Source organism: Pseudomonas sp. SWRI92 (assembly GCF_014268685.1).
Classification (GTDB): domain Bacteria; phylum Pseudomonadota; class Gammaproteobacteria; order Pseudomonadales; family Pseudomonadaceae; genus Aquipseudomonas; species Aquipseudomonas marvdashtae.
Genome location: NZ_JABWQY010000001.1, coordinates 219,788 through 241,575 on the forward strand (window position 1 = coordinate 219,788; position 21,788 = coordinate 241,575).

The 21,788-nt window shown below is 61.9% G+C and carries 15 protein-coding genes and 1 pseudogene; 10 read left to right on the top strand and 6 right to left on the bottom strand.

All coding sequences use genetic code 11. The features are described 5' to 3' along the window. Positions 1 to 19: 19 nt before the first annotated feature. Together HU762_RS00900 and HU762_RS00905 are read right to left on the bottom strand one after the other, a co-directional pair. Positions 20 to 1,804 (bottom strand): IlvD/Edd family dehydratase, encoded by a 1,785-nt coding sequence (locus tag HU762_RS00900; RefSeq protein ID WP_186631614.1) that lies wholly within the window; start codon positions 1,802 to 1,804, stop codon positions 20 to 22. 46 nt (positions 1,805 to 1,850) lie between these two features. Next, positions 1,851 to 3,032, bottom strand: a complete 1,182-nt coding sequence (locus HU762_RS00905) for a fumarylacetoacetate hydrolase family protein (RefSeq protein WP_186631616.1) — start codon at positions 3,030 to 3,032, stop codon at positions 1,851 to 1,853. Positions 3,033 to 3,145: 113 nt separating this feature from the next. Between HU762_RS00905 and HU762_RS00910 the strand changes: the two genes are divergently transcribed. From HU762_RS00910 to HU762_RS00930, 5 genes are all read left to right on the top strand, one after another. Further along, entirely contained in the window at positions 3,146 to 4,084 is a 939-nt protein-coding gene (locus HU762_RS00910; protein WP_186631619.1) for a LysR family transcriptional regulator, read from the top strand. A 191-nt stretch (positions 4,085 to 4,275) separates the two neighbouring features. Further along, positions 4,276 to 5,658 (top strand): MFS transporter, encoded by a 1,383-nt coding sequence (locus tag HU762_RS00915; protein WP_186631622.1) that lies wholly within the window; start codon positions 4,276 to 4,278, stop codon positions 5,656 to 5,658. Further along, positions 5,655 to 6,395, top strand: a complete 741-nt coding sequence (locus tag HU762_RS00920; RefSeq protein ID WP_186631625.1) for an SDR family oxidoreductase — start codon at positions 5,655 to 5,657, stop codon at positions 6,393 to 6,395. The genes HU762_RS00915 and HU762_RS00920 overlap by 4 nt, the downstream gene beginning before the upstream one ends. A gap of 25 nt (positions 6,396 to 6,420) precedes the next feature. Next, positions 6,421 to 7,269: an ureidoglycolate lyase gene (locus HU762_RS00925; RefSeq protein WP_186631628.1), complete on the top strand. Its 849-nt coding sequence runs from the start codon at positions 6,421 to 6,423 to the stop codon at positions 7,267 to 7,269. 152 nt (positions 7,270 to 7,421) lie between these two features. Then, positions 7,422 to 8,363 (top strand): hypothetical protein, encoded by a 942-nt coding sequence (locus HU762_RS00930; protein ID WP_238340324.1) that lies wholly within the window; start codon positions 7,422 to 7,424, stop codon positions 8,361 to 8,363. Positions 8,364 to 8,375: 12 nt separating this feature from the next. On the opposite strand, the gene HU762_RS00935 is transcribed toward HU762_RS00930, so the two are convergent. Both HU762_RS00935 and HU762_RS00940 read right to left on the bottom strand, forming a co-directional pair. Continuing rightward, positions 8,376 to 11,471 (bottom strand): efflux RND transporter permease subunit, encoded by a 3,096-nt coding sequence (locus HU762_RS00935; RefSeq protein ID WP_186631630.1) that lies wholly within the window; start codon positions 11,469 to 11,471, stop codon positions 8,376 to 8,378. A gap of 3 nt (positions 11,472 to 11,474) precedes the next feature. After that, the gene (locus HU762_RS00940) at positions 11,475 to 12,644 is read right to left on the bottom strand and encodes an efflux RND transporter periplasmic adaptor subunit (RefSeq protein ID WP_186631633.1); all 1,170 of its coding nucleotides are present in this window, start codon (positions 12,642 to 12,644) and stop codon (positions 11,475 to 11,477) included. Between the two features lie 305 nt (positions 12,645 to 12,949). Between HU762_RS00940 and HU762_RS00945 the strand changes: the two genes are divergently transcribed. Beyond that, positions 12,950 to 16,693 carry a YncE family protein gene (locus HU762_RS00945; RefSeq protein ID WP_186631635.1) on the top strand — a complete coding sequence of 1,248 codons (3,744 nt, stop codon included), beginning with the start codon at positions 12,950 to 12,952 and terminating at the stop codon, positions 16,691 to 16,693. A 100-nt stretch (positions 16,694 to 16,793) separates the two neighbouring features. Here the strand turns inward: HU762_RS00945 and HU762_RS00950 are convergent, their stop codons facing one another. Beyond that, complete coding sequence (locus HU762_RS00950; protein WP_186632930.1) at positions 16,794 to 17,438, bottom strand: aldose 1-epimerase; 645 nt, start codon at positions 17,436 to 17,438, stop codon at positions 16,794 to 16,796. Between HU762_RS00950 and HU762_RS26650 the strand changes: the two are divergent. Continuing rightward, positions 17,430 to 17,519 (top strand): annotated as a pseudogene (locus HU762_RS26650) (hypothetical protein); the annotation flags it as partial. The gene HU762_RS00950 and the pseudogene HU762_RS26650 overlap by 9 nt on opposite strands. A 22-nt stretch (positions 17,520 to 17,541) precedes the next feature. Here the strand turns inward: HU762_RS26650 and kdgR are convergent. Beyond that, on the bottom strand, positions 17,542 to 18,324 hold the full coding sequence (gene kdgR, locus HU762_RS00955) for a DNA-binding transcriptional regulator KdgR (protein ID WP_186610562.1): 783 nt from the start codon (positions 18,322 to 18,324) through the stop codon (positions 17,542 to 17,544). 152 nt (positions 18,325 to 18,476) lie between these two features. Here kdgR and HU762_RS00960 point away from each other — a divergent pair, with 152 nt between their 5' ends. From HU762_RS00960 to HU762_RS00970, 3 genes are read left to right on the top strand one after another with little or no spacing between them, the layout of a single operon-like run. Next, positions 18,477 to 19,478, top strand: a complete 1,002-nt coding sequence (locus tag HU762_RS00960; RefSeq protein ID WP_186631638.1) for a sugar kinase — start codon at positions 18,477 to 18,479, stop codon at positions 19,476 to 19,478. A 4-nt stretch (positions 19,479 to 19,482) separates the two neighbouring features. Beyond that, positions 19,483 to 20,694, top strand: a complete 1,212-nt coding sequence (manD, locus tag HU762_RS00965) for a D-mannonate dehydratase ManD (protein WP_186631641.1) — start codon at positions 19,483 to 19,485, stop codon at positions 20,692 to 20,694. A 55-nt stretch (positions 20,695 to 20,749) separates the two neighbouring features. Beyond that, complete coding sequence (locus HU762_RS00970) at positions 20,750 to 21,781, top strand: Zn-dependent oxidoreductase (protein ID WP_186631644.1); 1,032 nt, start codon at positions 20,750 to 20,752, stop codon at positions 21,779 to 21,781. The last annotated feature ends 7 nt before the right edge of the window (positions 21,782 to 21,788 follow it).

Consider the following 21,788-nt stretch of genomic DNA (forward strand, 5'->3'; position numbering starts at 1 on the left):
AGCGGGTTGGCGCATCTAGTCAATGAGAATGCCGCGGCTCCCCACTGCGGGCGATCACGCGCAAATGCAAGGTGGCCGGCTCCAGGCAGCCTCCCGTGGACAGCTGCCCAACCAATTGTCGATACAGTTCCTGCCAGGGCGTCTGCGAAGGCGGGATACTCGGGGTCCACTCGCTTCGGCGCCGCTCCATCTCGGCGTCGTCGACCAGCAGGTTCACGGTGCGGGTGTTCAGGTCCACTTGCAGACGGTCGTTGGTCTGCAGCAGCGCCAGGCCACCGCCCACGGCTGCTTCCGGGGACATATTGAGGATCGACGGGCTCGCCGATGTGCCGCTTTGGCGACCATCGCCGAGGCAGGGCAGGGAGTCGATGCCTTGTTTGATCAGCGCCGCCGGCGGGGCCATGTTCACCACCTCGGCGCTGCCGGGATAGCCCACGGTGCCGACGCCACGAATCACCAGGATGCAGCGCTCGTCGATGTCCAGCGCCGGGTCATCGATCCGTGCGTGATAATCCTCCGGTCCTTCAAATACGATGGCCCGTGCCTCGAAGCTGTTCTCGGCACCGGGCTCGGACAGGTAGGTCTTGCGAAACGCTTCGCCCACCACCGACATCTTCATGATCGCGCTGTCGAAGAAATTGCCGCTGAGCACGATGAAGCCGGCACGGTGCTTGAGCGGGGTTTCAAACGGGTAGATAACGTCGGCGTTGCTGGTCAGGCTGCTGCTGACGATCTCGCCAATCGACTTGCCGCTGACCGTGGCGCAGTGTTCGTGCAGGCGCCCGGCCTTCTGCAATTCATGCATGACTGCCGGCACGCCCCCGGCGCGGTGGAAGCCTTCGCCCAGGTACTTGCCGGCCGGCATGCAGTTGACCAGCAGCGGCACGTCTTCACCGATCCGTTGCCAGTCGTCCAGGCTCAACTCGACGCCCATGTGCCGGGCAATGGCGATCAGGTGCGGCGGGCAGTTGCTCGATGCACCGAGTGCCGAGGCGACGGCAATGGCATTCTCGAACGCTTCGCGGGTCATGATCTGGGATGGGCGCACGTCCTGGCGAACCAGGTCGCAGATGCGCTTGCCGGTGGCGTAGGCCATTTGGCCGCGCTCGCGATAGGGCGCCGGAATGCTCGCGCAACCGGGCAGCGACATGCCCAGGGCTTCGGCCAGGGCGTTCATCGACAGGGCCGTGCCCATGGTGTTGCAGTGACCCACCGATGGCGATGCCGCGGTGGTCATTTCCATGAAACCTTCGTAGTCGATTTCGCCGGCGGCCATCAGGTTGCGCGCATGCCAGAGCACCGTGCCGGAGCCGATCAATTCGCCCTTGTGATGGCCGTCGAGCATCGGCCCGCCGGACAGCACGATGGCGGGCAGGTCGGTGGTCGCCGCCGCCATCAGGCAGGCGGGGGTGGTCTTGTCGCAACCGGTGGTGAGCACCACGCCATCCAATGGATAACCATGGAGAATTTCCACCAAGCCCAGATAGGCCAGGTTACGGTCCAGCGCGGCGGTGGGCCGGCGCGACTGTTCGGCAATCGGGTGCACCGGGAATTCCATGGGAATGCCGCCGGCATCGCGGATACCGGCCTTGACCCGTTGGGCCAGTTCCAGGTGATGACGATTGCAGGGCGTCAGGTCGCTGCCGGTCTGGGCAATGCCGATGATCGGCCGGCCCGATTGCAGCTCTTCGCGGGTCATGCCGTAGTTCATGTAGCGTTCGACGTACAGGGCGGTCATGTCGGCGTGGGCCGGGTCATTGAACCATTGCTCGCTGCGCAGGCGGCGTTTTGGCGTGTCACTCATGATTCATTTCTCTCTTGTAATTGGATGAATCGACGATCTGTCGTGCTCAGCGACCCAGCAGCCCTCGCGCGGCGAGGTTGCGCAGCAAGGCGCCGACGCCGAAGGTCCAGGGTGCGGCGTCACAGCTGTGGGTTACCTGATTGTGCAGGCCGCCAAGCAACGGGCTGCTGATACTGACCCTGTCACCCCGTTTGTGGGTGAAACCGCTGCCGACGTGGTCACGATCATCGGTGGGGGCGAACAGGGTACCGAGAAACAGCAGGAAACCATCCGGGTATTGATGGTTGGCGTTGAGCGTCTGGCCGGCCAAGTCCTGCGGGTCGCGGCTGATCTGGCTCATGGAGCTGGAACCGTGCAGGCGGTAGCCGTCTTCGCCATCTACCTGGAGATCGACTTCGCAGGCACGCACGTCGTCGAGGCTGAAATGCTCATCGAACAGCCGAATGAACGGGCCGATGGCGCACGATGCGTTGTTGTCCTTGGCCTTGCTCAGCAACAGCGCGCTGCGGCCTTCGATGTCCCGCAGATTGACGTCGTTGCCCAAGGTGGCGCCGTGGATCTGGCCACGGCTGTTCACCGCCAGCACGACTTCGGGCTCAGGATTGTTCCATTGGGAGGCCGGGTGGATGCCGATCTGGCTGCCACTGCCCACGGCGGCCAGGACCGGCGCCTTGGTAAAGATTTCCGCGTCCGGCCCGATGCCGACCTCCAGGTATTGCGACCACATGCCCTGTTCGATAAGAAAGGCCTTGAGGCGCATGGCTTGTTCGGAGCCCGGCACGATCGAGCGCAAGTTATCGCCGATCACGCTGTGCACCGTGGCGCGCACGGCTTCGGCCCGGGCCGCGTCACCGCCGGCCTGTTCCTCGATCACCCGCTCGATCATGCTCGCGGCGAAAGTCACGCCGGCGGCCTTGATCACCTGCAGGTCCAGCGGCGGCAGCAAAAAGGGTTTGGACAGATCGGCATGCAGGCCGGTGTTGGCCAGCAGCGCTTCGACGCTGGCGATGAAGGTGCCCGGCGTTTCTCTCACCGCTGCCAATGGCGAGGAGGTTTCCAGCAAGTCGCTCAAGGTCGCGAAACGCTCCGACAAGTCGAACACCCCGTCGCTGCGCAGCACGATGGGCGAGGGCCCGGCAACGGCGCCAGGCACCCAGGCACGACCAATCAGGGTGCCGGCGACGCCATCGACCGGCAGGGTGTTCTCGGGAGTAAGCATGAGCGACATGGGCGATCTTCCTGGTTCGTAAAGCTTTCACGCTAGGGCGCGCTGTCGATGAACTCCAATGAGATATATTCAGTATCTGATAACGTCTGGTTATTACACGTTGAGGAGCACCTATGTCCGACTTGTCCTTCTCCAGCTTCTGCGGCTGGCTCAAATTCCGCCATCTGCTGCTGATCGACACCTTGGGGCGTACCTGCAACATGCATCTGGCAGCCCAGCAGATGAACCTCAGCCAGCCGGCGGTGAGCAAGATGCTCAAGGAAATCGAAAGCCTGCTGGGCTTTGCCCTGTTCGAACGCCGCCCACGAAGCATGCCGCCCACCGCCCTCGGCGAGCACGTACTGCGTTATGCGCAAATCGCGTTGAACGACGCGCGTTCGTTTGTCGAGCAGATCAGCAGCCTGCGCGAAGGCGGTCATGGCTACCTCAAGGTCGGCGGCATCTTTGCCGCGACAGCGGTGGCATTGCCCGAGGCGATCCTGCAGATCAAGCAGCGCTGGCCTTTGCTGTCCATCGAAGTGGTGGAGCAGACCAGCAACCATCTGATGGAAATGCTTGAAGAGAAAAAGCTCGACCTGGCAGTGGCGCGCTTTACCGATCAAAGCCAGCAGCAGCGCTACGATTTCCAGCCCCTGGCCCCGGAACCGTTCTGCATCGTGGTGAACAACCGCCACCCGCTGGCGGACGCCGGGCCAACATCCTTGCAGCAACTGGTGGACCAGCCGTGGATCCTCTATCCGGTCGGTACGCCGATCCGCGCGCGCATGGAGCTGGCGTTCGCCGAGGCAGGAGTGGGCATGCCGCGCAACACCATCGACACCATCTCCATGCAGACCTTTCTCCAAGTCCTGAAACGTGGACCGATGATCGGCATGTTGCCCAATGCCATGGTCGATCCGCTGCTCGAAAGCGGCCAACTCAAGACCCTCGACACGCCGCTGCACCTGGTGCCGCAGGACTACGGCATCCTCACCCGAAAGAACGAGCCGCTGATAGGCGCGGCGCTGGAGTTCGCCGAGATCCTCAAGGACAACGCGCGCCTGAGCGGTTGAATCCCTGTGGCGAGGGAGCTTGCTCCCGCTGGGCTACGAAGTAGACCCTTTGGATTCCGATAACAACTGGTTATCAACTAATCCAAAAATGCCATTGGGAATGAATCGATTCCCAACAGTAGAGTCCTCGTTCAATCGCCGGATGATTCGCTCATTCGACGTGACCCAATAAAAACAATCAGGGGTTACTCATGCAAACCATCTCCGAGCATTTGCCCGCACAGGCTCCCGCCGGCGGACTGGATTTCGAAGACCGGACCTACCGCAAGGTGATCTGGCGGATCCTGCCCGTGTTGCTGTTGTGCTACATGGCCGCGTATCTCGATCGTGTGAACATCGGCTTCGCCAAGCTCGACATGCTCAACGAATTGCAGTTCAGCAACACCGTGTACGCCTTGGGCGCGAGCATGTTTTTCTGGGGCTACTTTCTCTTCGAAGTGCCCAGTAACCTGCTGCTGCATCGCTTTGGCGCGAGGTTCTGGATCGCGCGGATCATGCTCAGTTGGGCGGTGATCTCCATGGCCGTGGCCTACACCGTGCCGCTGGCGGGTTTTTTCCACGTTGAATCGAGCACGATGTTCTATGTGCTGCGCTTCCTGTTGGGGATCTGCGAGGCGGGCTTCTTTCCTGGCGTGATTCTCTACCTCAATTACTGGTTTCCGACTCATCGGCAGAGCCGCGTGATGTCCGGATTCCTGCTCGCGTTGCCGGTCAGCCTGACCCTCGGCGGGATCCTGTCCGGCTGGTTGATGAACAGCATGCAGGGCGTGCACGGCATGTCCGGCTGGCAGTGGATGCTGATCATCGAGGGCATTCCTTCGATCATCATGGCCTTCGTGGTGATCGTCTGCCTGGCCGACAACATCGACAAAGCCAAGTGGCTCTCGGCGGCGGAGAAAGCCATGCTCAAGGCCAATCTGCAAACCGACAACCAGGGCAAGGCCACGCGCCTGAGCGAAGTGTTCTTCAACCCTCGGGTGTGGTTGCTGGTGCTGATCCTGCTGACCTTCAACACCGGTTTCTACGGCCTGGCCTTCTGGATGCCGTCGATCATCAAGAGCACCGGCATCTCCAACAGTCTGCACATCGGCTTGCTGACCGCCATTCCTTACTCGGTGGCAATCGTGGCGATGCTGCTCAACGCACGCCACTCCAACCGCACTGGCGAGCGGCGCCTGCACGCGGCCATTCCGGCCTTCATCGGTGGCGCCGGGCTGATCCTCAGCGCGTTCTTTGCCGATAACCTGGTGCTGTCGGTGCTGTTCCTCAGTGTCTCGGCCTCGGGGATCCTCAGCCTGATGCCGATCTTCTGGACCCTGCCAGGCACCGTGCTGTCGGGCGTTGCCGCCGCAGCCGGGATCGGCATGATCAACGCCATCGGCAACCTGTCGGGCTTCACCGGATCGATGATCACCGCCGTGGCGGAAACCCTCACGGGCAATATCAATAACGGTACTTATGTGTTGGCCCTGTGTCTGTTGGTCAGCGGTGGGTTGATCCTCGCGATCCCTGCGTCGATGCTTGGCAGGACACCCAAGACCGCGCCTACCGCCGCGCAACTGGAGACTGCATGAGCCCGAAGAACAAACGAGTCCTGGTGACGGCGGCGGGGCAAGGCATCGGCCTGGCCAGCGCCATTGCCTTCGCCCAGGCCGGTGCCGAGGTGTTTGCCAGTGATATCGACGTCGGCGCACTGGCGGGCATCGATGGGATCACGCCGATGATTCTGGATGTCACCTCGGCCGGCGCCATCGACGCTGCCCGTGACCGTATCGGTGGGCTGGACGTGCTCTTCAACTGCGCCGGCTATGTGCACAGCGGCAATATCCTCGACTGCGACGAAGCTGCCTGGGCGCGCTCGATGGACCTCAATGTCACGGCCATGTACCGCATGATCCGCGCGTTCCTGCCGGGCATGCTGGCCCGTGGCGGCGGATCGATCATCAACATGTCGTCGGTGGCTTCCAGCGTCAAAGGCGTGCCCAATCGTTTCGCCTATGCTGCCAGCAAGGCAGCGGTGGTGGGGCTGACCAAATCTGTCGCCATCGATTTTGTCAGCCAGGGCATCCGCTGCAACGCGATATGCCCCGGCACCGTGGATTCTCCTTCGTTGCGCCAGCGTATCGCCGACCAGGCGGTGCGCCAAGGCCTCGAGGAGGCAGAGGTCTATCGACAGTTTCTCGACCGCCAGCCCATGGGACGTATCGGTGATACCCAGGAAATCGCGCAATTGGCGCTCTATCTGGGCAGCGACGCATCCGCCTACACCACCGGGACGGTGCACGTCATCGACGGTGGCATGAGCCTCTGAATTTTCACTTGAGCAGGAGCACTTCATGAAACTGTTGCGTTACGGCGACAAAGGTTCGGAAAAACCCGGACTCCTGGATGACGACAATCAGATCCGCGACCTGTCCGGCCACGTGCCGGACATCGCCGGGCAGGTCCTGGAGCCGGACAGCCTGGCGGCGCTCGCCTTGATTGACCCGCAAAGCCTGCCGCTCGTGGCCGGTCAACCGCGGATCGGTGCCTGCGTCGGCCAGGTCGGCAAGTTCATCTGCATCGGCTTGAACTACGCCGACCACGCTGCCGAGTCGAACATGGAGGTGCCGAAGGAGCCGATCATCTTCAACAAATGGACCAGCGCCATCTGCGGGCCGAACGACAACGTCCAGATTCCCCGTGGCTCGCTGAAGACCGATTGGGAAGTCGAACTTGGCGTGGTCATCGGCAAGGGCGGGCGCTACATCGACGAAGCGAACGCCATGGAGCATGTCGCCGGTTACTGCGTCATCAACGACGTGTCGGAGCGCGAGTGGCAGTTGGAGCGTGGCGGCACCTGGGATAAGGGCAAAGGCTTCGACACCTTCGGCCCGCTTGGGCCGTGGCTGGTGACCCGGGACGAAATCGCCGATCCTCATACGCTGGACCTCTGGCTGGAAGTCGACGGCCATCGCTATCAGAACGGCAACACCCGAACGCTGATCTTCAGCGTGCCGCAACTGATCGCCTACCTGAGCCGGTGCATGAGCCTGCAACCCGGCGACGTGATCTCGACCGGCACGCCTCCGGGTGTTGGCCTGGGCATCAAGCCCAACCCGGTATTCCTGCGCCCCGGCCAGACCATGCGCCTGGGGATCGAGGGGTTGGGCGAGCAGCGTCAGGTCACGGTGCAGGCGGACTGATAGTGGACTCGCTGGCGCTATTGCGAGCGTGCTCGCGATAGCGCTGGTTCAGTGACCGGGATTCAGGACGTGGGTTATGTCTTGAAGGGTACTGTCCACGCCCCGAAAAATCCTCGAAGATGCGCGACTGATTCGAGAGAACGACCCGATCCATGAGCGACGACTCCCACGCACGGTTCTTCCGTTTTCAAACCCCGGATCCCAGCATCGCCCCCCGAGAGCAGGCACCCATGCTCCCGCAGGAGCTGGCTTGGGCGCGCGAGCGTGCATTCATGCACCGCTTCAGCTGGTTCGTGGTCCTGCTGCCGCCATTGAGCATGGGCCTGGTGCTGCCGGGCTTGGTGTTCTTGTCGAGCTTGGCCCTTGTCCAAAAGTTATTCGCCCCGGACATGGATATAGACCGGATCGTCGGTGACTCCTTGGGCTGGCTGGCGCTGGCGACGCTGCTCTTCGTGGCGGGCTGGGCACTGTCCAATTACCTGCGCGACTCGCGGGACCCGACCCACCATTATTGGCAATCGATGCCCGATCACGGGCTGGTCGAGCTCGAACGCCATACGTTGGTATCGGGCGTCAGCCTCTGGGCCAACGACTTTGACCCGGATTGCAACAGCCTCATGCTCTGGAAGAACGACAAACTGGTGCGCGTGCAAAGCTCCGGCGTGTCGCAGTGGGTCCTGGCCATGACCGAGGCCGGCCACTGGCTGGTGCTCAAGGACGAGTTTCCCGGTGACTTCTGCTATGGACGGGTGGGGCAGATGCCCGCGCCCGAGAAGCAGATGCAACCCCGGCAGCAACTGGCGATCGCCTTCGCGCCCGGAACCCAGTTGGCACTTGGCCGACGTTTTGACGGCGCGCCTTTGCCAATGACGCAGACGTCTTATTGGATGTCTGCCGATGAGATCAAGCGCCTCACCGAAGCCGCCCATCACTGGGTCTTTTTCCCGCCCGATCGTTACGCCGTGGTCAACGCCCACGACGCCGGTTGGGTGCAACGACTGGTGGACCGGGCCCAAGCCAGCGTCGGTCCTCAGCCAGCGCAGCGCTTCCTCGACGAGCGCACCGCCCGCCGGGAAGCCTTCAAGGGCAAGTAGGCCTGCAGCGCCTCAATCGGCTTTGCGACGCCTGACCCGCTTCATCACCACCACGAAAAACACCGGGACGAATACTATCGCCAACGTGGCGCTGATCATCCCGCCGATCACGCCAGTGCCAATCGCCTGCTGGCTCGCCGAACTGGCGCCCGTGGCGATTGCCAGCGGGACCACGCCGAGGATGAACGCCAGCGAGGTCATGATGATCGGCCGCAGGCGCAGGCGCGCGGCCTGGAGCGTGGCGTCGATCAGGTCATGCCCCTCGTCGTACAGGCTTTTGGCGAACTCGATGATCAGGATCGCGTTCTTTGCGGACAGGCCGATGATGGTGATCAGGCCGATCTTGAAGAACACATCGTTGGGCATGCCGCGCAACGACACGGCCAGCACGGCGCCGAGCACGCCCAGCGGCACCACCAGCAGCACCGAGGTCGGGATCGACCAGCTTTCGTACAGCGCCGCCAGGCACAGGAACACCACCAGCAGCGACAGGCCCAGCAGGATCGGCGCCTGGCTGCCGGACAAACGTTCCTGCAAGGACAACCCGGTCCACTCCTGGCCCAGGCCCGCCGGCCCTTGGGCCACCAGCCGCTCGATTTCGGCCATGGCTTGCCCGGTGCTGTAGCCGGGCGCCGGTTCGCCGGAAATGCTCACCGCCGGATAGCCGTTGTAGCGGGTCAATTGCGCCGGCCCCTGGGTCCAGCGGGCCTGGACAAAGGCCGACAACGGCACCATTTTCCCGCTGCTGTTGCGCACGTGGATCTTCAACAAATCCTCGACCTGGCTGCGCTGGTCGCCCTCGGCCTGGACCACTACGCGCTGCATCCGCCCCTGGTTGGGGAAGTCGTTGATGTAGGCCGAACCCACTGCCGTGGACAACACGCCGCCGACGTCGGCGAAGGAAATGCCCAAGGCATTGGCTTGCTTGCGGTCGACTTCCAGTTGCACCTGCGGCGCCTCCGCCAGGGCGCTTTCGCGGACATTGATCAGCACCGGGCTTTTTTCGGCAGCGGCGAGCAACTCGCTGCGGGCCTGCATCAGCGTGGCGTGGCCGAGACCGCCGCGGTCCTGCAAGCGGAACTCGAAACCACTCGAAGTGCCCAGGCCGTCCACCGGCGGCGGCAACACCGAGAACGCCATGGCGTCCTTGATCTGGCCGAAAGCCTGGTTGGCGCGGTCGGCGATGGACGCCGCCGAGTCTTCGGCGCCGCGTTGCGACCAATCCTTCAGCGTGGTGAAGGCCAGGGCCGCGTTCTGCCCGCTGCCGGAGAAACTGAAACCGAGGATGACCGTGCTGTCGCCGACCCCCGGCTCACCGGCGTTGTGGGCTTCGATCTGCTCCACCACCTGCACCGTCCGGTTTTTGCTCGCGCCCGGTGGCAGCTGGATGTCGGTGATGGTGTAGCCCTGGTCTTCCACCGGCAGGAACGAAGAGGGCAGGCGACTGAACAGCAGGCCCATGCCCACCAGCAGCACGCCATAGATCAACAGATAACGGCCGCTGCGTTTCAGCGCATAGGCCACCCATCCTTGATAGCGATCGCCGAATCGGTCGAAGCCACGGTTGAACCAACCGAAGAAACCGCTTTTGCCGTGGTGATCACCTGGGGCGACGGGTTTGAGCAAGGTCGCGCAAAGTGCCGGGGTCAAGGTCAGGGCGAGAAAGGCCGAGAACAGAATCGACGTCGCCATCGACAGCGAGAACTGTTGGTAAATCACCCCCACCGAGCCCTGCATGAACGCCATTGGAAGGAACACCGCCACCAGCACCAGGGTTATGCCGATGATCGCCCCGGTGATCTGGCCCATGGCCTTGCGCGTGGCCTCCTTGGGCGACAAGCCTTCCTGGGCCATGATTCGCTCGACGTTCTCCACCACGACGATGGCGTCATCCACCAGGATGCCGATGGCCAGCACCATGCCGAACATGGTCAACACGTTGATCGAGAACCCCAGCGCGAGCATCGTCGCGAAGGTGCCCATCAACGCCACCGGCACCACCAATGTCGGAATCAGCGTGTAGCGGATGTTCTGCAGGAACAGGAACATCACCGCGAACACCAGCAGCATCGCCTCGCCGAGCGTATAGATCACTTTGGTGATCGAGACTTTGACGAACGGCGAGGTGTCGTAGGGAATCTTGTATTCGACGCCGGCCGGGAAGTAGCGCGACAGCTCGTCCATCTTCGCCCGCACCAGGGTGGCGGTGTTCAACGCATTGGCTCCCGGCGCCAGCTGCACCGCCACCGCAGTGGACGGCTTGCCGTTCAGGCGCGTGGAGAACTGGTATTCCTGGCTGCCGATTTCCACCCGCGCGACATCGGCGATGCGCACCGTCGAGCCGTCGGGGTTGGCCTTGAGCACGATGTCGGCGAATTCCTCCGGCGTCGAGAGCTGGCCCTTGAGGACGATGGTCGCGGTGATTTCCTGGGTGCTGCGGCTCGGCAGGTCGCCGAGGCTGCCCGCCGACACCTGGGCGTTCTGCGCCACGATGGCAGCGTTGACGTCCGCCGGGGTCAGGTTGAAGCCCACCAGCTTCTGCGGGTCGATCCAGATGCGCATGGCTCGCTCGGCACCGTACAACTGGGCCTTGCCGACGCCGTCCAAACGCTTGATCTCGTTCATCACGTTGCGTGCCAGGTAATCGCTGAGCGCCACGTCGTCGAGCTTGCCGTGGCTGGAGGTGAGGGTAATCAATAACAGGAAACCGGCGGAGACCTTGTCCACCTGCAAGCCCTGCTGGGTGACCGCTTGCGGCAGGCGTGACTCCACCGCCTTGAGGCGGTTCTGCACATCGACCTGGGCCAGTTCCGGATTCGTGCCCGGTTGGAACGTTGCAGTGATCGTTGCGCTGCCAAGGCTGCTCTGGGATTCGAAGTACAGCAGGTTGTCGGCGCCGTTGAGTTCTTCCTCGATCAGGCTGACCACGCTCTCGTCCACGGTTTGCGCCGAAGCGCCCGGGTACACCGCGTAGATCTCGATTTGTGGCGGCGCCACCACCGGGTATTGCGCCACTGGCAGTTGCGGGATGGCCAGGATTCCGGCCAGCAGGATGAACAACGCGACGACCCAGGCGAACACCGGACGGTCGATAAAAAACTGCGGCATGGCTTAGTGTCCTGCCTGTGGCCCGGGAACCTGGGCAAGGGGAAGAGGGGAGTCATCGACCTGGACTTGTTCACCGGGGCGGGCGTGCTGGACGCCTTCGACGACGATGCGATCGCCCGGTTTCAAACCGTGGGTGACGATCCAGCGATCCTTCTGCGCAGCACCCAATTGCACCGGTTGCTGGCTGACTTTTTGCTCGGCGTCGAGTAGCAACACCTGGGCGACGCCGGCACTGTCACGCAAAATCGCCCGTTGCGGCACGGTGATGCCCTGGCTGTCGACCGCCTGTTCCAGGCGCACGCGAATGAAGCTGCCAGGCAGCAGGTCCAGGTCCGGGTTGGGAAACTCGCTGCGCAGGGTGATCTGGCCGGTGCTCGGGTCGACGCTGAGGTCGGTGAACAGCAGTTTGCCCGGTAGCGGATAGAGGCTGCCGTCGTCCTCGATCAAGGTGGCCTTGGCTTCGCCCTGGCCGACTGCCTGCAGGTGCCCGGCACGAAAGGCCCGGCGCAGATCGTTGAGTTCGCGGGTCGATTGGGTGAGGTCGACGTGGATCGGGTCCAGTTGCTGGATCAGCGCCAACGGCGTGCTTTCGTTCTGTCCCACCAGCGCGCCTTCGGTGACCAGGGCGCGACCGATGCGTCCGGAAATCGGCGCGGTCACGGTGGCATACCCAAGATTCAGTTTCGCCCGCTCGAGCGCGGCCTTGCTGGCGGCGACGTCGGCTGCGGTCTGGCGCACGCTGGCCCGGGCGTTGTCATATTCCTGGCCGCTGATGGCTTTGTCGTCGACCAACTGGGCGTAACGCTGCTCTTGTAGACGGGCCTGGAACGCATTGGCCTCGGCCTTGCGCAACGCCGCCTCGGCACTGTCGAGGTCGGCCTTGAATGGCGCCGGATCGATGCGAAACAGCACCTGGCCCTGCTTGACATCGCTGCCTTCGCGAAACACCCGCTGCAGGACCACCCCAGCCACCCGCGCCCGGACCTCAGCCACCCGCGGCGCGGCGATCCGGCCGCTCAGCTCGTTGCTGATCGACAGTGGCCGGGCCTGGACGGTTTCGACACGCACGCTTGCCAGCGGGGTGGAGGCTTGCGGGTTCGAGGCGCTATCACAACCACTGAGCAGCAGCGCGCCGACCAACAGGCCCAGTGTGACGAAAGGAGTCTTGGACATGGTGCTTCCCCAATATTGAACCCGGCATGGTAGGGGGCTGGGGCAATGGCAGGGGTGAAGCTTTGTAAGGGGCTGTGAATTTGTGTAATCCCCCTAAATCCGGAAAACGCTGGAAGACCTCGATCCGCATAGAGTCCAGGCGATGGCCGAGTCCGATTCTTGGCGGGACGACCCTGCCAATCGTCTGAAACCTGCCCGCACCTGTAAGTTCTGACAGTAGCGCACCCCGACAAGGCGCGCTTAGATACCCACCTCAGGACGTATTCAGTTCCCCCTTATGCGCGAGCCCTCGCGAGGTCATGTCCATGTTCAAGTTCCCTCCACGTTATGTGCCCGACAACAAGGTACTGGCGCTTGATCCTCCTTACTTCCCCGCATGGACCTTTCCCCTGCTGAACGAGCCCCATGATGCCGGCATCCCGGCACGGGCAGTCGAGGGGGGGCTGCGCTGTATCGTCGATCCCTGGGCGAGCATGGACGTCGGCGATGAGTTCAAGCTGTACTGGAAGGACACCACAGCACCTGTGTGGAGCATCACAATTGATGCGGATCAGAAGAACAACCGCCTGGTTTTCGACATCGATGAGAGTCATATCCTCAATGGCGATGCGTCTCCGGTGTACTACACCGTTAAGCGCATCAGCCAGGATCCCGAGGAACCGGATACGAAGTGGAACCTGCTGGTCAAGCTTGACCGACCCGGCGGTTTCGATGATGACCAGGCAACCCCGGGGCACTCCGGCCTGCTCTATTCCATCCCCCAGGACATCATCGACCACGGCGTTGGATCCGGCGATGCGGCGGCGGGGGTGCCAATCACCATCAAGCCCTACGAAAACATGCGTCGCAATGACCGGATCAACCTGGCCTGGGGCTCCAAGAATGTCTACCACACGGTGCTCGATGGCCAGGTGGACAAGGAAATTATCATCCCCGTTTCCAAAGAAATCATTGAAGCAGCCGGTGATAGCAACGGAGTCGCCATCGCTTACCAAGTGGTGGACGTGTGCGGGAACTACCCGGGCGGCGCCTCGACCTGGTCAGCGGTGACTAAGCTGCTGGTCGATCTTGGCAACAACCGCCTTGAGGCGCCGCTGGTACTGGTCGGTGGTTTTCCCGTCGAGGAAATCGACTTGGAGGTGTTGGCTGGTGCCGATGCCATCGTCCGCGTCACCCCCAACAGAACCGACCACGCTGTTGGCGATACCTTGCGCATGACTTGGATCGGTACCCCCGCCGAGGGGACGGCAGTGATCGTAGGCCCCTTGGATCTGCCCGTCACAACGATCCCAAGCTACTGCGATTTCACCATTCCGTATGAGTATGTCGCCGCTATCGCCAAGGGCCGGGCCTCGGTGAACTACGTGCGCATCCGTAGCGGCGAGGCCGATCGCCCTTCCAAAAGCGCGGCGGTGACCGTGATCGGTGAGTTCCGCCGGTATGTGGCCCCCAATATCAACGAAGCGGTGGGAAACACCCTCGACCCGGCGCTGAATTTCTACACCATCAGTGTTCCCTATTATGCGGGACGTAATCCGGGGGACGAACTCTTCATCGTTTGCGAAGGGCGAACCGCCAGCGGCGTTCCGACTTACTACGACAACTATGCCAGCGTGGGCGATGAGGCGGTGGGTGCACCGGTACCGGTCAATTTGCCCAAGGCGGAAGTTCAGCGCCTGGATGGCGGTTCGCTCACGGTTTACTACAGCGTCAATGGTCAGCCGCCTTCGGATGAGTTGACCCTGTCGGTGGGCGTCGCGGCGCCCTCGCTGGCTATCCCGACGGTCGTGGAGGCCGATGCGAACGATGTGTTGAATCCGGACGATGTCAACCCCGCCATTGGTGCCAATGTCATCGTGACTTACACCCAGACCTTGCCCGACGACAAGGTCGTCTTGCACTGGCGCGGTTCGTCAAGCAGCGCACCGGATGCTTCCAGAGACCTGACGGCGAACACGGCGGGCAAGCCAGTGCCCTTTACCGTGCCGTTCACTTATGTCAGTGGCAACCTGAACGGGACGGTGGACGTCAGCTATGCCATCACGCGAGGGATAAACCTGGTGGGCAAATCCATCGTCCGGAGCCTGAGAATTGGTGGGGGCCTGGACCTCATTGCTCCAAGCGTCAAACAGGCCACCGGCAGCGCGCCGACCCAGCAACTCAACCCGGTGGCGGCCAAGGACGCCCTGACCGTGGTGATTCCGGATTACGGCGTCCAGCCGGGCGATAAGGTCAGCGTGACCTGGGCCGGTGCTGCTGGGGACGGTTCTCACATCACACCGGCAGGCGATTTGCCTGCCAATCAAGAGATTGCACTTCCGGTTCGCATGATCGCCTACAACTTGGACCGTTCGGTGACGGTGACTTACACCGTGACTCGCGGCGGCAAGGAGTGGCCAGCGTCAGAGCCACTGACCCTGAGCGTGCAAGCGATACCCGAGGCGAGTCTGCCCACACCGCTGATCCCTCAAGCGGCCAACAACGGCACCGGTAGCGAGCTCGACCTGAGTAGCTTCACCGGCGATGCCCGTGTCACGGTGGCGCCTTGGCCACTGATCGCCGCCGGCCAGCGGGTCTGGCTGCGTTGCGAAGGCACTGCCAACGACGGCACCCCGCACGTGATCACCCAGTGGATCTCCTCGGGCGTGACAGCGGGGGAGGTGACTGCCGGCCTGTCCAAAGGCATCTCGCGTACCGAGCTTGAGAAGCTGCGCGACGGCTCCGCGCTCAAGGTCGTGCTTGAGGTCACGTTCAACCGCAGTAGCAACCAGAGCGAGGCCGTTGCGTTCCCGGTGCGTACTTATACCGTCAAGGCAATTGAGTTGATAAAGCCGGTCATCAGCTCAGTGAAAGGCCAGCCCAGCAACGACGAGATCCCCAACGGTGGCAACACTGTTGAAACCTCGGTGATTCTCAGTGGCACGGCCACGGCGGGCATGAGCGTCGAGATCTTCGAAGGCGAGGTCTCCAAGGGCACTGCCGACGTCAATGCCAATGGCGACTGGAGCAAGCAAGTCACCGGACTGGCCGTGGCCGAGCACCGCTTCGCCGCCAAGGCGCTGTATGGCAGCGAGCTGATCTCGGCTGTCTGGGTCGTAACAGTGGCTCGGGCCCTTGGGATCCTTGTCGGCTATTACCCTTTTTGCCATGCTGCCAGTCCCGACGGGACCCATGTGTACGTAACTGTTCCTGACAGCAAGTCAACTGCCATCGTTAGTACTGCGAACAATTCCGTAGTCAAGAGGATTGCTCCGTTCGAATCAGGAAACCTTCTGGGAACGGTTGCCGTTGCCCCCAATGGGACACGCGCCTACATTGTGAATGGTAAATGGAATTCCCACCGAAACACCGTGCAGATAGTCGATACCTCGACCCAATTGGTAGTTGACCAAATAGAGATAGATCCAGCTCGTACAATGTATGAAATGGCGGTAACGAGAAACAGTAGTTATTTATATGTATACACTTCCGGCTATATATTGGTTTATGACACCGCTACACATGCTTTGATCAAAAGCATTTCCTTTTACGGCCACAGCGGGCACACGGTCATGAGTCAGGTTGCTGATCGCGCTTATTGCGTCGGTTGGCAATCGGGAAGCGGAAAAAGTATTTTTTACGTCATTGATACGCTGAATCACACTGTGATTCATGATCTGTCTTCTGGCTTGCCAATCTATGTCCACCGCATTGCGCTCAGTCCAGATGGAACGAAGGCCTATATCATCCATTCTGGGATCGACATACTTCAGGTCTTCGATATCGCGACAAACCAAATTGTCAAGTCCGTGAGCCTGCCAAGCGATGGCAAGGGGGCGTTTTACGGGCTTGCTGTCACTCCCGACGGCGCTAAGCTTTATATTTGCAGGGGGAGGCGCCGTGAGATAATGGTTTTCGATACGCGGACGCAGACACTCCTTTCGAGCATCGTCATCCCGGATGAGATAGACGGCACAGGCGCAACGTCCATCACGCTGAACGGGGTCGGTACGTCGGCATATATTTCGATGAGTGAAGGACTCCATCTTGGATATATTTCTCTCGTCTGAAGTACATTCAGCAACTGATCGAGCTTGGCGAACCGAGCGCTGGATAACCTCGAATCGCGTAGCTGCCATCATGTCCCGTGGCGAAGGAGTTATGTGCCGCTTATAACAGGCTGCACTGCATCGAAAACCCCAACGCCACCGACTGCCCTTGCTCCAGCAAACGCAACCCCGGCCGCCCGGGCAAGTGATGGGCATTGACCGGGTGGCTGACCGGTTCGATGCAGAAAAAATCCAGCCCGACTGGGCAGTACAGCAGGAAGTATTTGCTGCCGCTGGCGCGGCATTCCAACTCATAGCCTGTGCGGGCGGTGCGTGGAAAATACGGATGCAAGCCCAGCCCATGCCAGGCAGGCTGTTTGGCTGTGTGGGTAACGAGCATGGCGATCCGCAGTAGGCCGCCGCTGAGGCGGATCCGCAAGCTGGCGCAGTAGGCGAACGGGTGCAGGCTGTCGAGTTGCAGCAATGCTTCCTGGCCGCTTTGCTCGATCACTTGCCACGGTTGCTGCCAGGCGCTGCCATGGATCGGAAACGGGTCGTTGGGGCTGTTGGCTTCCAGGGCCAGCCAGCCACCGGGGCAATCGAAACCGCCCTGGGCGATCCGGTTCGACCAGGGAATCAAGGGGAAACAACCCAGCTTGCCCGGCAGGCCATTTTCCAGCGCTTGCGGGGCGGGCGGACGCAGCAGCGGGGCGCCGGTGCTGCGCAAGGTCCATTCAACGAGACTGGCGCCCAAGTGCGGGGCCAGATCATCCTGCGCGACCCGGTCAGCGGCGTGCTGTGCGGCGGGACCGAACCCCGGGCGGATTCACACATTGCCGTTTGGTGAGAGCTGCCCCACAGGTTTGCCATTACCGCCCATGCCAGCCCAATTGACTGGAAATCTGTTGGCTGGCATGCATCAGCTGCTTGACGTAATCCTGCTTCAATTCTTCCCTGAAGCGAAAGCACGGGAATGAAACGCTCATCCCGCCGATCACGTGGCCAAAACGGTCGCGGATCGGTGCCGCCAGGCAACGCATGTTGTCTTCGAACTCTTCGTGATCCTCGGCATAGCCTTGCTGGCGAACAATTTCCAGTTCCTGCAGATACGCCTCGACGGTGGTCAAGGTATTGGCTGTGCGACGCTCGAAACTTTCCTGCTCAAGGTGCGCCAGCAACTCGTCTTCTTCGAGCCAGGCCATCAGCACTTTGCCAATGCCCGTGCAGTACAACGGCGCCCGGCGGCCGATGCGCGAGTACATGCGCAGGTTGTACTTGGAGTCGATCTTGTGCACGTAGACGATGCTGCCTTCGTCGAGAATCCCCAGGTGGACGGTCTCGCCCGTCAACTCGTTGATCCTGCGCATCCCGGGCTCCGCCTCCCGGACGATGTCCAAGTGGGGCAGGGCCTGGGCACCCAGTTCGAATAGCCGGACGCTGAGACGATAGCGATCTTCGGCATCCTGCACCACATACCCACGCGCCTTCAGCGACTGCAGGAAGCGGTAGACGGTGGCCTTGGACATGTCCAGTTTGGTGGCGATTTCCGAAACGCCGCTTTCTTCCGGATGTTCGGCCAGCGCTTCGAGCACGGCCATGGTCCGGCCGACCGCCGACACCAGATCGTTGTTTGGGATGACGCTGTTGTCCATGAAGGCTCCAACGTAAAAGTAAAACCCAAGGATATACGCAAGCAGAACAAAACGCTGTTTCATTTTTGCTTGACGAGGCGAGAAATCTGACTAGACTCGGGCCTTGAGATAAAAATGAAACGCCGTTTTAAAAACAACAAAGGCGCGTAATGATGGATGTAACGCTTAACCACGACCCGCAAACCCGTTTCGACCGTTCGTTGAAAGTGGCGCTGCTGGGTGAGTGCATGATCGAGATGCGCGGTGAGCCGGGTGCGGCAATCACGCAAACGTTCGGTGGCGATACGCTCAACACCGCAGTCTATTTGGCACGATTGAGCCCACGGACGACGATCAGCGTGGATTACCTGACGGCGGTCGGCAGCGACGCGTTCAGCGACGCGATGCGCCAGTCCTGGCTGGACGAAGGTGTCGGTGACGGCCATGTTCGGGTGATCGAAGATGCGTTGCCAGGGCTGTATTTCATCCAGACCGATCCACAGGGCGAGCGGCGTTTTCTCTATTGGCGTGGGGAAGCGGCGGCACGGCGCATGTTCGACGGCCCCGAGGCTGAGGCCATGCTTGATGCGCTGGCCGATTACGACTTCGTCTACCTGAGTGGCATCAGCCTGGCGATCCTCACGCCAGAAGGGCGCGCACGCCTGATCCAAGCCTTGCAGGCAGCTCGCCGAGCCGGCACGCGCATCGTCTTCGACAACAACTACCGTCCCCATCTATGGCCCAATCCCGAAACGGCTCGGCAGGCCCACCGCGACCTGTTGCGCCTGACCGACCTGGCCCTGATCACTTGGGAAGACGATGTCCTTTTGTTCGGTTATCGCGACGCGGATGCCTTGTTCATTGATTACGCCCAAGTGGGCGTCGGCGAAGTCGTCCTCAAGCGTGGCGCCGCCAGCTGCTTGATCCAGTGCCCCGCCGGGCGTTTCGAAGTGCCCGCCCAAACCGTCACCCGTGTCGTCGACACCACCGCTGCCGGTGATTCATTCAGCGCTGCCTACCTGGCCTGCCGCCTGCGTGGCGGCGATCCGGAGCAGGCGGCCCGTTGGGGCCATCGCCTGGCGGCCCAGGTCGTCCAATACCGAGGTGCGCTGATTCCCCAGGCGGCCATGCCGACCATGGGCGCGTCCTCACTTCCTTCTGTTGCACAGGTCTGACTCTATGAAAATCGTTGAAGCGCGCGTCATCGTTACGTGCCCGGGCCGCAACCTGGTCACCTTGAAAATCGTCACCGATGAAGGGATCTACGGCATTGGCGATGCAACGCTCAATGGCCGCGAACTGGCGGTGGTCGCTTACCTGGAAGAACACGTCCTGCCTGCGCTGATCGGCCGCGACGCCCACCGCATCGAGGACATCTGGCAGTACCTGTATCGCGGCGCGTATTGGCGCCGCGGGCCGGTGACCATGACCGCCATCGCCGCTGTCGACGTCGCCCTCTGGGACATCAAGGCCAAGGCCGCGAACATGCCCTTGTACCAGTTGCTCGGTGGCAAGAGCCGTGAGCGGGTGATGGTCTACGGGCACGCCACCGGCAAGGACATCGAAGGGTGCCTGGACGAAGTCGCCCGTCACGTCGAGCTCGGCTATAAAGCCGTGCGCGTGCAATGCGGCGTGCCCGGCATTGCCACCACCTACGGCGTCGCCAAGCGCAGCGGCGAGCGCTATGAGCCGGCCGACAGTGACTTGCCTGCCGAACACGTCTGGGACACCGCCAAATACCTTAACTACGTGCCCAAGCTGTTCGCCGCCGTGCGCGAACGCTTTGGTGACGACTTGCACATTCTTCACGACGTGCACCATCGCCTGACGCCCATCGAAGCCGGGCGCCTGGGCAAGGCGGTGGAACCGTACAACCTGTTCTGGCTGGAAGACTGCACGCCGGCTGAAAACCAGCAGAGCTTCCGCCTGATCCGCCAGCACACCACCACGCCGTTGGCCGTGGGCGAGGTGTTCAATTCCATCCATGACTGCCGGGAGCTAATCCAGGAACAGTTGATCGACTACATCCGCACGACGCTGGTGCATGCCGGCGGCATTACCCATGTGCGGCGCATTGCCGATTTCGCCGCGCTGTTCCAGGTGCGCACGGGCTTTCATGGGGCCACCGACCTGTCACCGGTGTGCATGGGCGCGGCCCTGCATTTCGATACCTGGGTGCCCAACTTCGGCATCCAGGAACACATGCCTCACGAAGAGCGCATCGATGAAGTCTTTCCCCATGCCTATCGCTTCGAGGACGGCCACTTCACGCCGGGTGAAACACCAGGGCATGGCGTCGACATCGATGAAGACCTTGCCCGCCAATACCCCTACAAGCGCGCCAGCCTGCCGGTCAACCGCCTTGAAGACGGCACGCTGTGGCATTGGTGAAGCGGTTCCAACTATTTGAGGAAAACGGGGCGAACGTCCCGTCAGGAGTGACCCGATGAAAGCGTTCCAGGTAAGAGCACCCTTCGAGTTCGGGCTGGCCCAGGTCGACCGCCCCGAGGTTGCCCATGGCGAGGTCCAGGTCGATGTGGCGTATGCCGGCATCTGTGGCTCGGACATGCACATCATTCATGGGCAGAACGCCTTCGTGCGTTTCCCCCGTGTCACCGGCCATGAGTTCTCCGGGGTGATCCGGCAAGTCGGTGAAGGTGTCGAGCACCTGCAGGTGGGTGACCGGGTGTGCATCGATCCGGTGATCAGTTGCGGCACGTGTTATCCCTGCCGCATTGGCCGGCCCAACGTCTGCACGCGGCTGCAAGTGATCGGCGTGCACCGCGACGGTGGCTTCAGCGAACAGGTCTGCGTACCAGCCGAGAACGCCCATCGCCTGCCCGATGCGATGTTCCTCAGCCACGGCGCCCTGGTCGAGCCTTATTCCATTGCCCTGAACGTGCTCGATCGGATGCAGCCGCAACCGGGCGACAGCGTGCTGATCTACGGTGCCGGGGTGATCGGCCTGACCTTGGTACAGATGGCCAAGGCGCTGGGAATGACTGACATCACCGTCACCGATGTCATCGACAGTCGCTTGGAAACAGCGCGGGCGCTGGGCGCCAGCCGGACCCTTAACGGCCAGCAAGTCGATGTCGAGGCGACGATGCGTGAATTGACCCAGGGTGAAGGCGTGCCGCTGATTGTCGATGCGGCGTGTATCCCGGCGTTGATGCCGCAGATGGTGCGCCTGGCCTCGCCGGCCGGGCGTATCGGGTTGCTGGGTTTCAATGCCACGCCCAGCGATCTTGTGCAGCTGGAAATGATCAAGAAAGAACTCACCTTGGTCGGTTCGCGCCTCAACAACCGCAAATTCCCCCAGGTGATCGAACTGATCGCCAGTGGCAAGTTGCAGGTCCAGGACCTGATCAGTCATCGCGTCACCTTCGACGAAATGCCCGGCGCCATCGACCTGATCGAAAAACACCCCGAGCAAACCCGAAAAGTGCTGGTGGAGCTGACGAACGCCCATCAGTGAGCCGTCG

What these genes read in the sequence shown, in the direction of transcription:
- HU762_RS00945 (WP_186631635.1), top strand. Translation starts at nt 12,950, where the DNA reads ATGTTCAAGTTCCCTCCACGTTATGTGCCCGACAACAAGGTACTGGCG.
- HU762_RS00910 (WP_186631619.1), top strand. Translation starts at nt 3,146, where the DNA reads ATGTCCGACTTGTCCTTCTCCAGCTTCTGCGGCTGGCTCAAATTCCGC.
- HU762_RS00915 (WP_186631622.1), top strand. Translation starts at nt 4,276, where the DNA reads ATGCAAACCATCTCCGAGCATTTGCCCGCACAGGCTCCCGCCGGCGGA.
- manD (WP_186631641.1), top strand. Translation starts at nt 19,483, where the DNA reads ATGAAAATCGTTGAAGCGCGCGTCATCGTTACGTGCCCGGGCCGCAAC.
- HU762_RS00905 (WP_186631616.1), bottom strand. Translation starts at nt 3,032, where the DNA reads ATGTCGCTCATGCTTACTCCCGAGAACACCCTGCCGGTCGATGGCGTC.
- HU762_RS00970 (WP_186631644.1), top strand. Translation starts at nt 20,750, where the DNA reads ATGAAAGCGTTCCAGGTAAGAGCACCCTTCGAGTTCGGGCTGGCCCAG.
- HU762_RS00960 (WP_186631638.1), top strand. Translation starts at nt 18,477, where the DNA reads ATGGATGTAACGCTTAACCACGACCCGCAAACCCGTTTCGACCGTTCG.
- HU762_RS00925 (WP_186631628.1), top strand. Translation starts at nt 6,421, where the DNA reads ATGAAACTGTTGCGTTACGGCGACAAAGGTTCGGAAAAACCCGGACTC.
- HU762_RS00940 (WP_186631633.1), bottom strand. Translation starts at nt 12,644, where the DNA reads ATGTCCAAGACTCCTTTCGTCACACTGGGCCTGTTGGTCGGCGCGCTG.
- kdgR (WP_186610562.1), bottom strand. Translation starts at nt 18,324, where the DNA reads ATGGACAACAGCGTCATCCCAAACAACGATCTGGTGTCGGCGGTCGGC.
- HU762_RS00935 (WP_186631630.1), bottom strand. Translation starts at nt 11,471, where the DNA reads ATGCCGCAGTTTTTTATCGACCGTCCGGTGTTCGCCTGGGTCGTCGCG.
- HU762_RS00920 (WP_186631625.1), top strand. Translation starts at nt 5,655, where the DNA reads ATGAGCCCGAAGAACAAACGAGTCCTGGTGACGGCGGCGGGGCAAGGC.
- HU762_RS00930 (WP_238340324.1), top strand. Translation starts at nt 7,422, where the DNA reads ATGAGCGACGACTCCCACGCACGGTTCTTCCGTTTTCAAACCCCGGAT.
- HU762_RS00900 (WP_186631614.1), bottom strand. Translation starts at nt 1,804, where the DNA reads ATGAGTGACACGCCAAAACGCCGCCTGCGCAGCGAGCAATGGTTCAAT.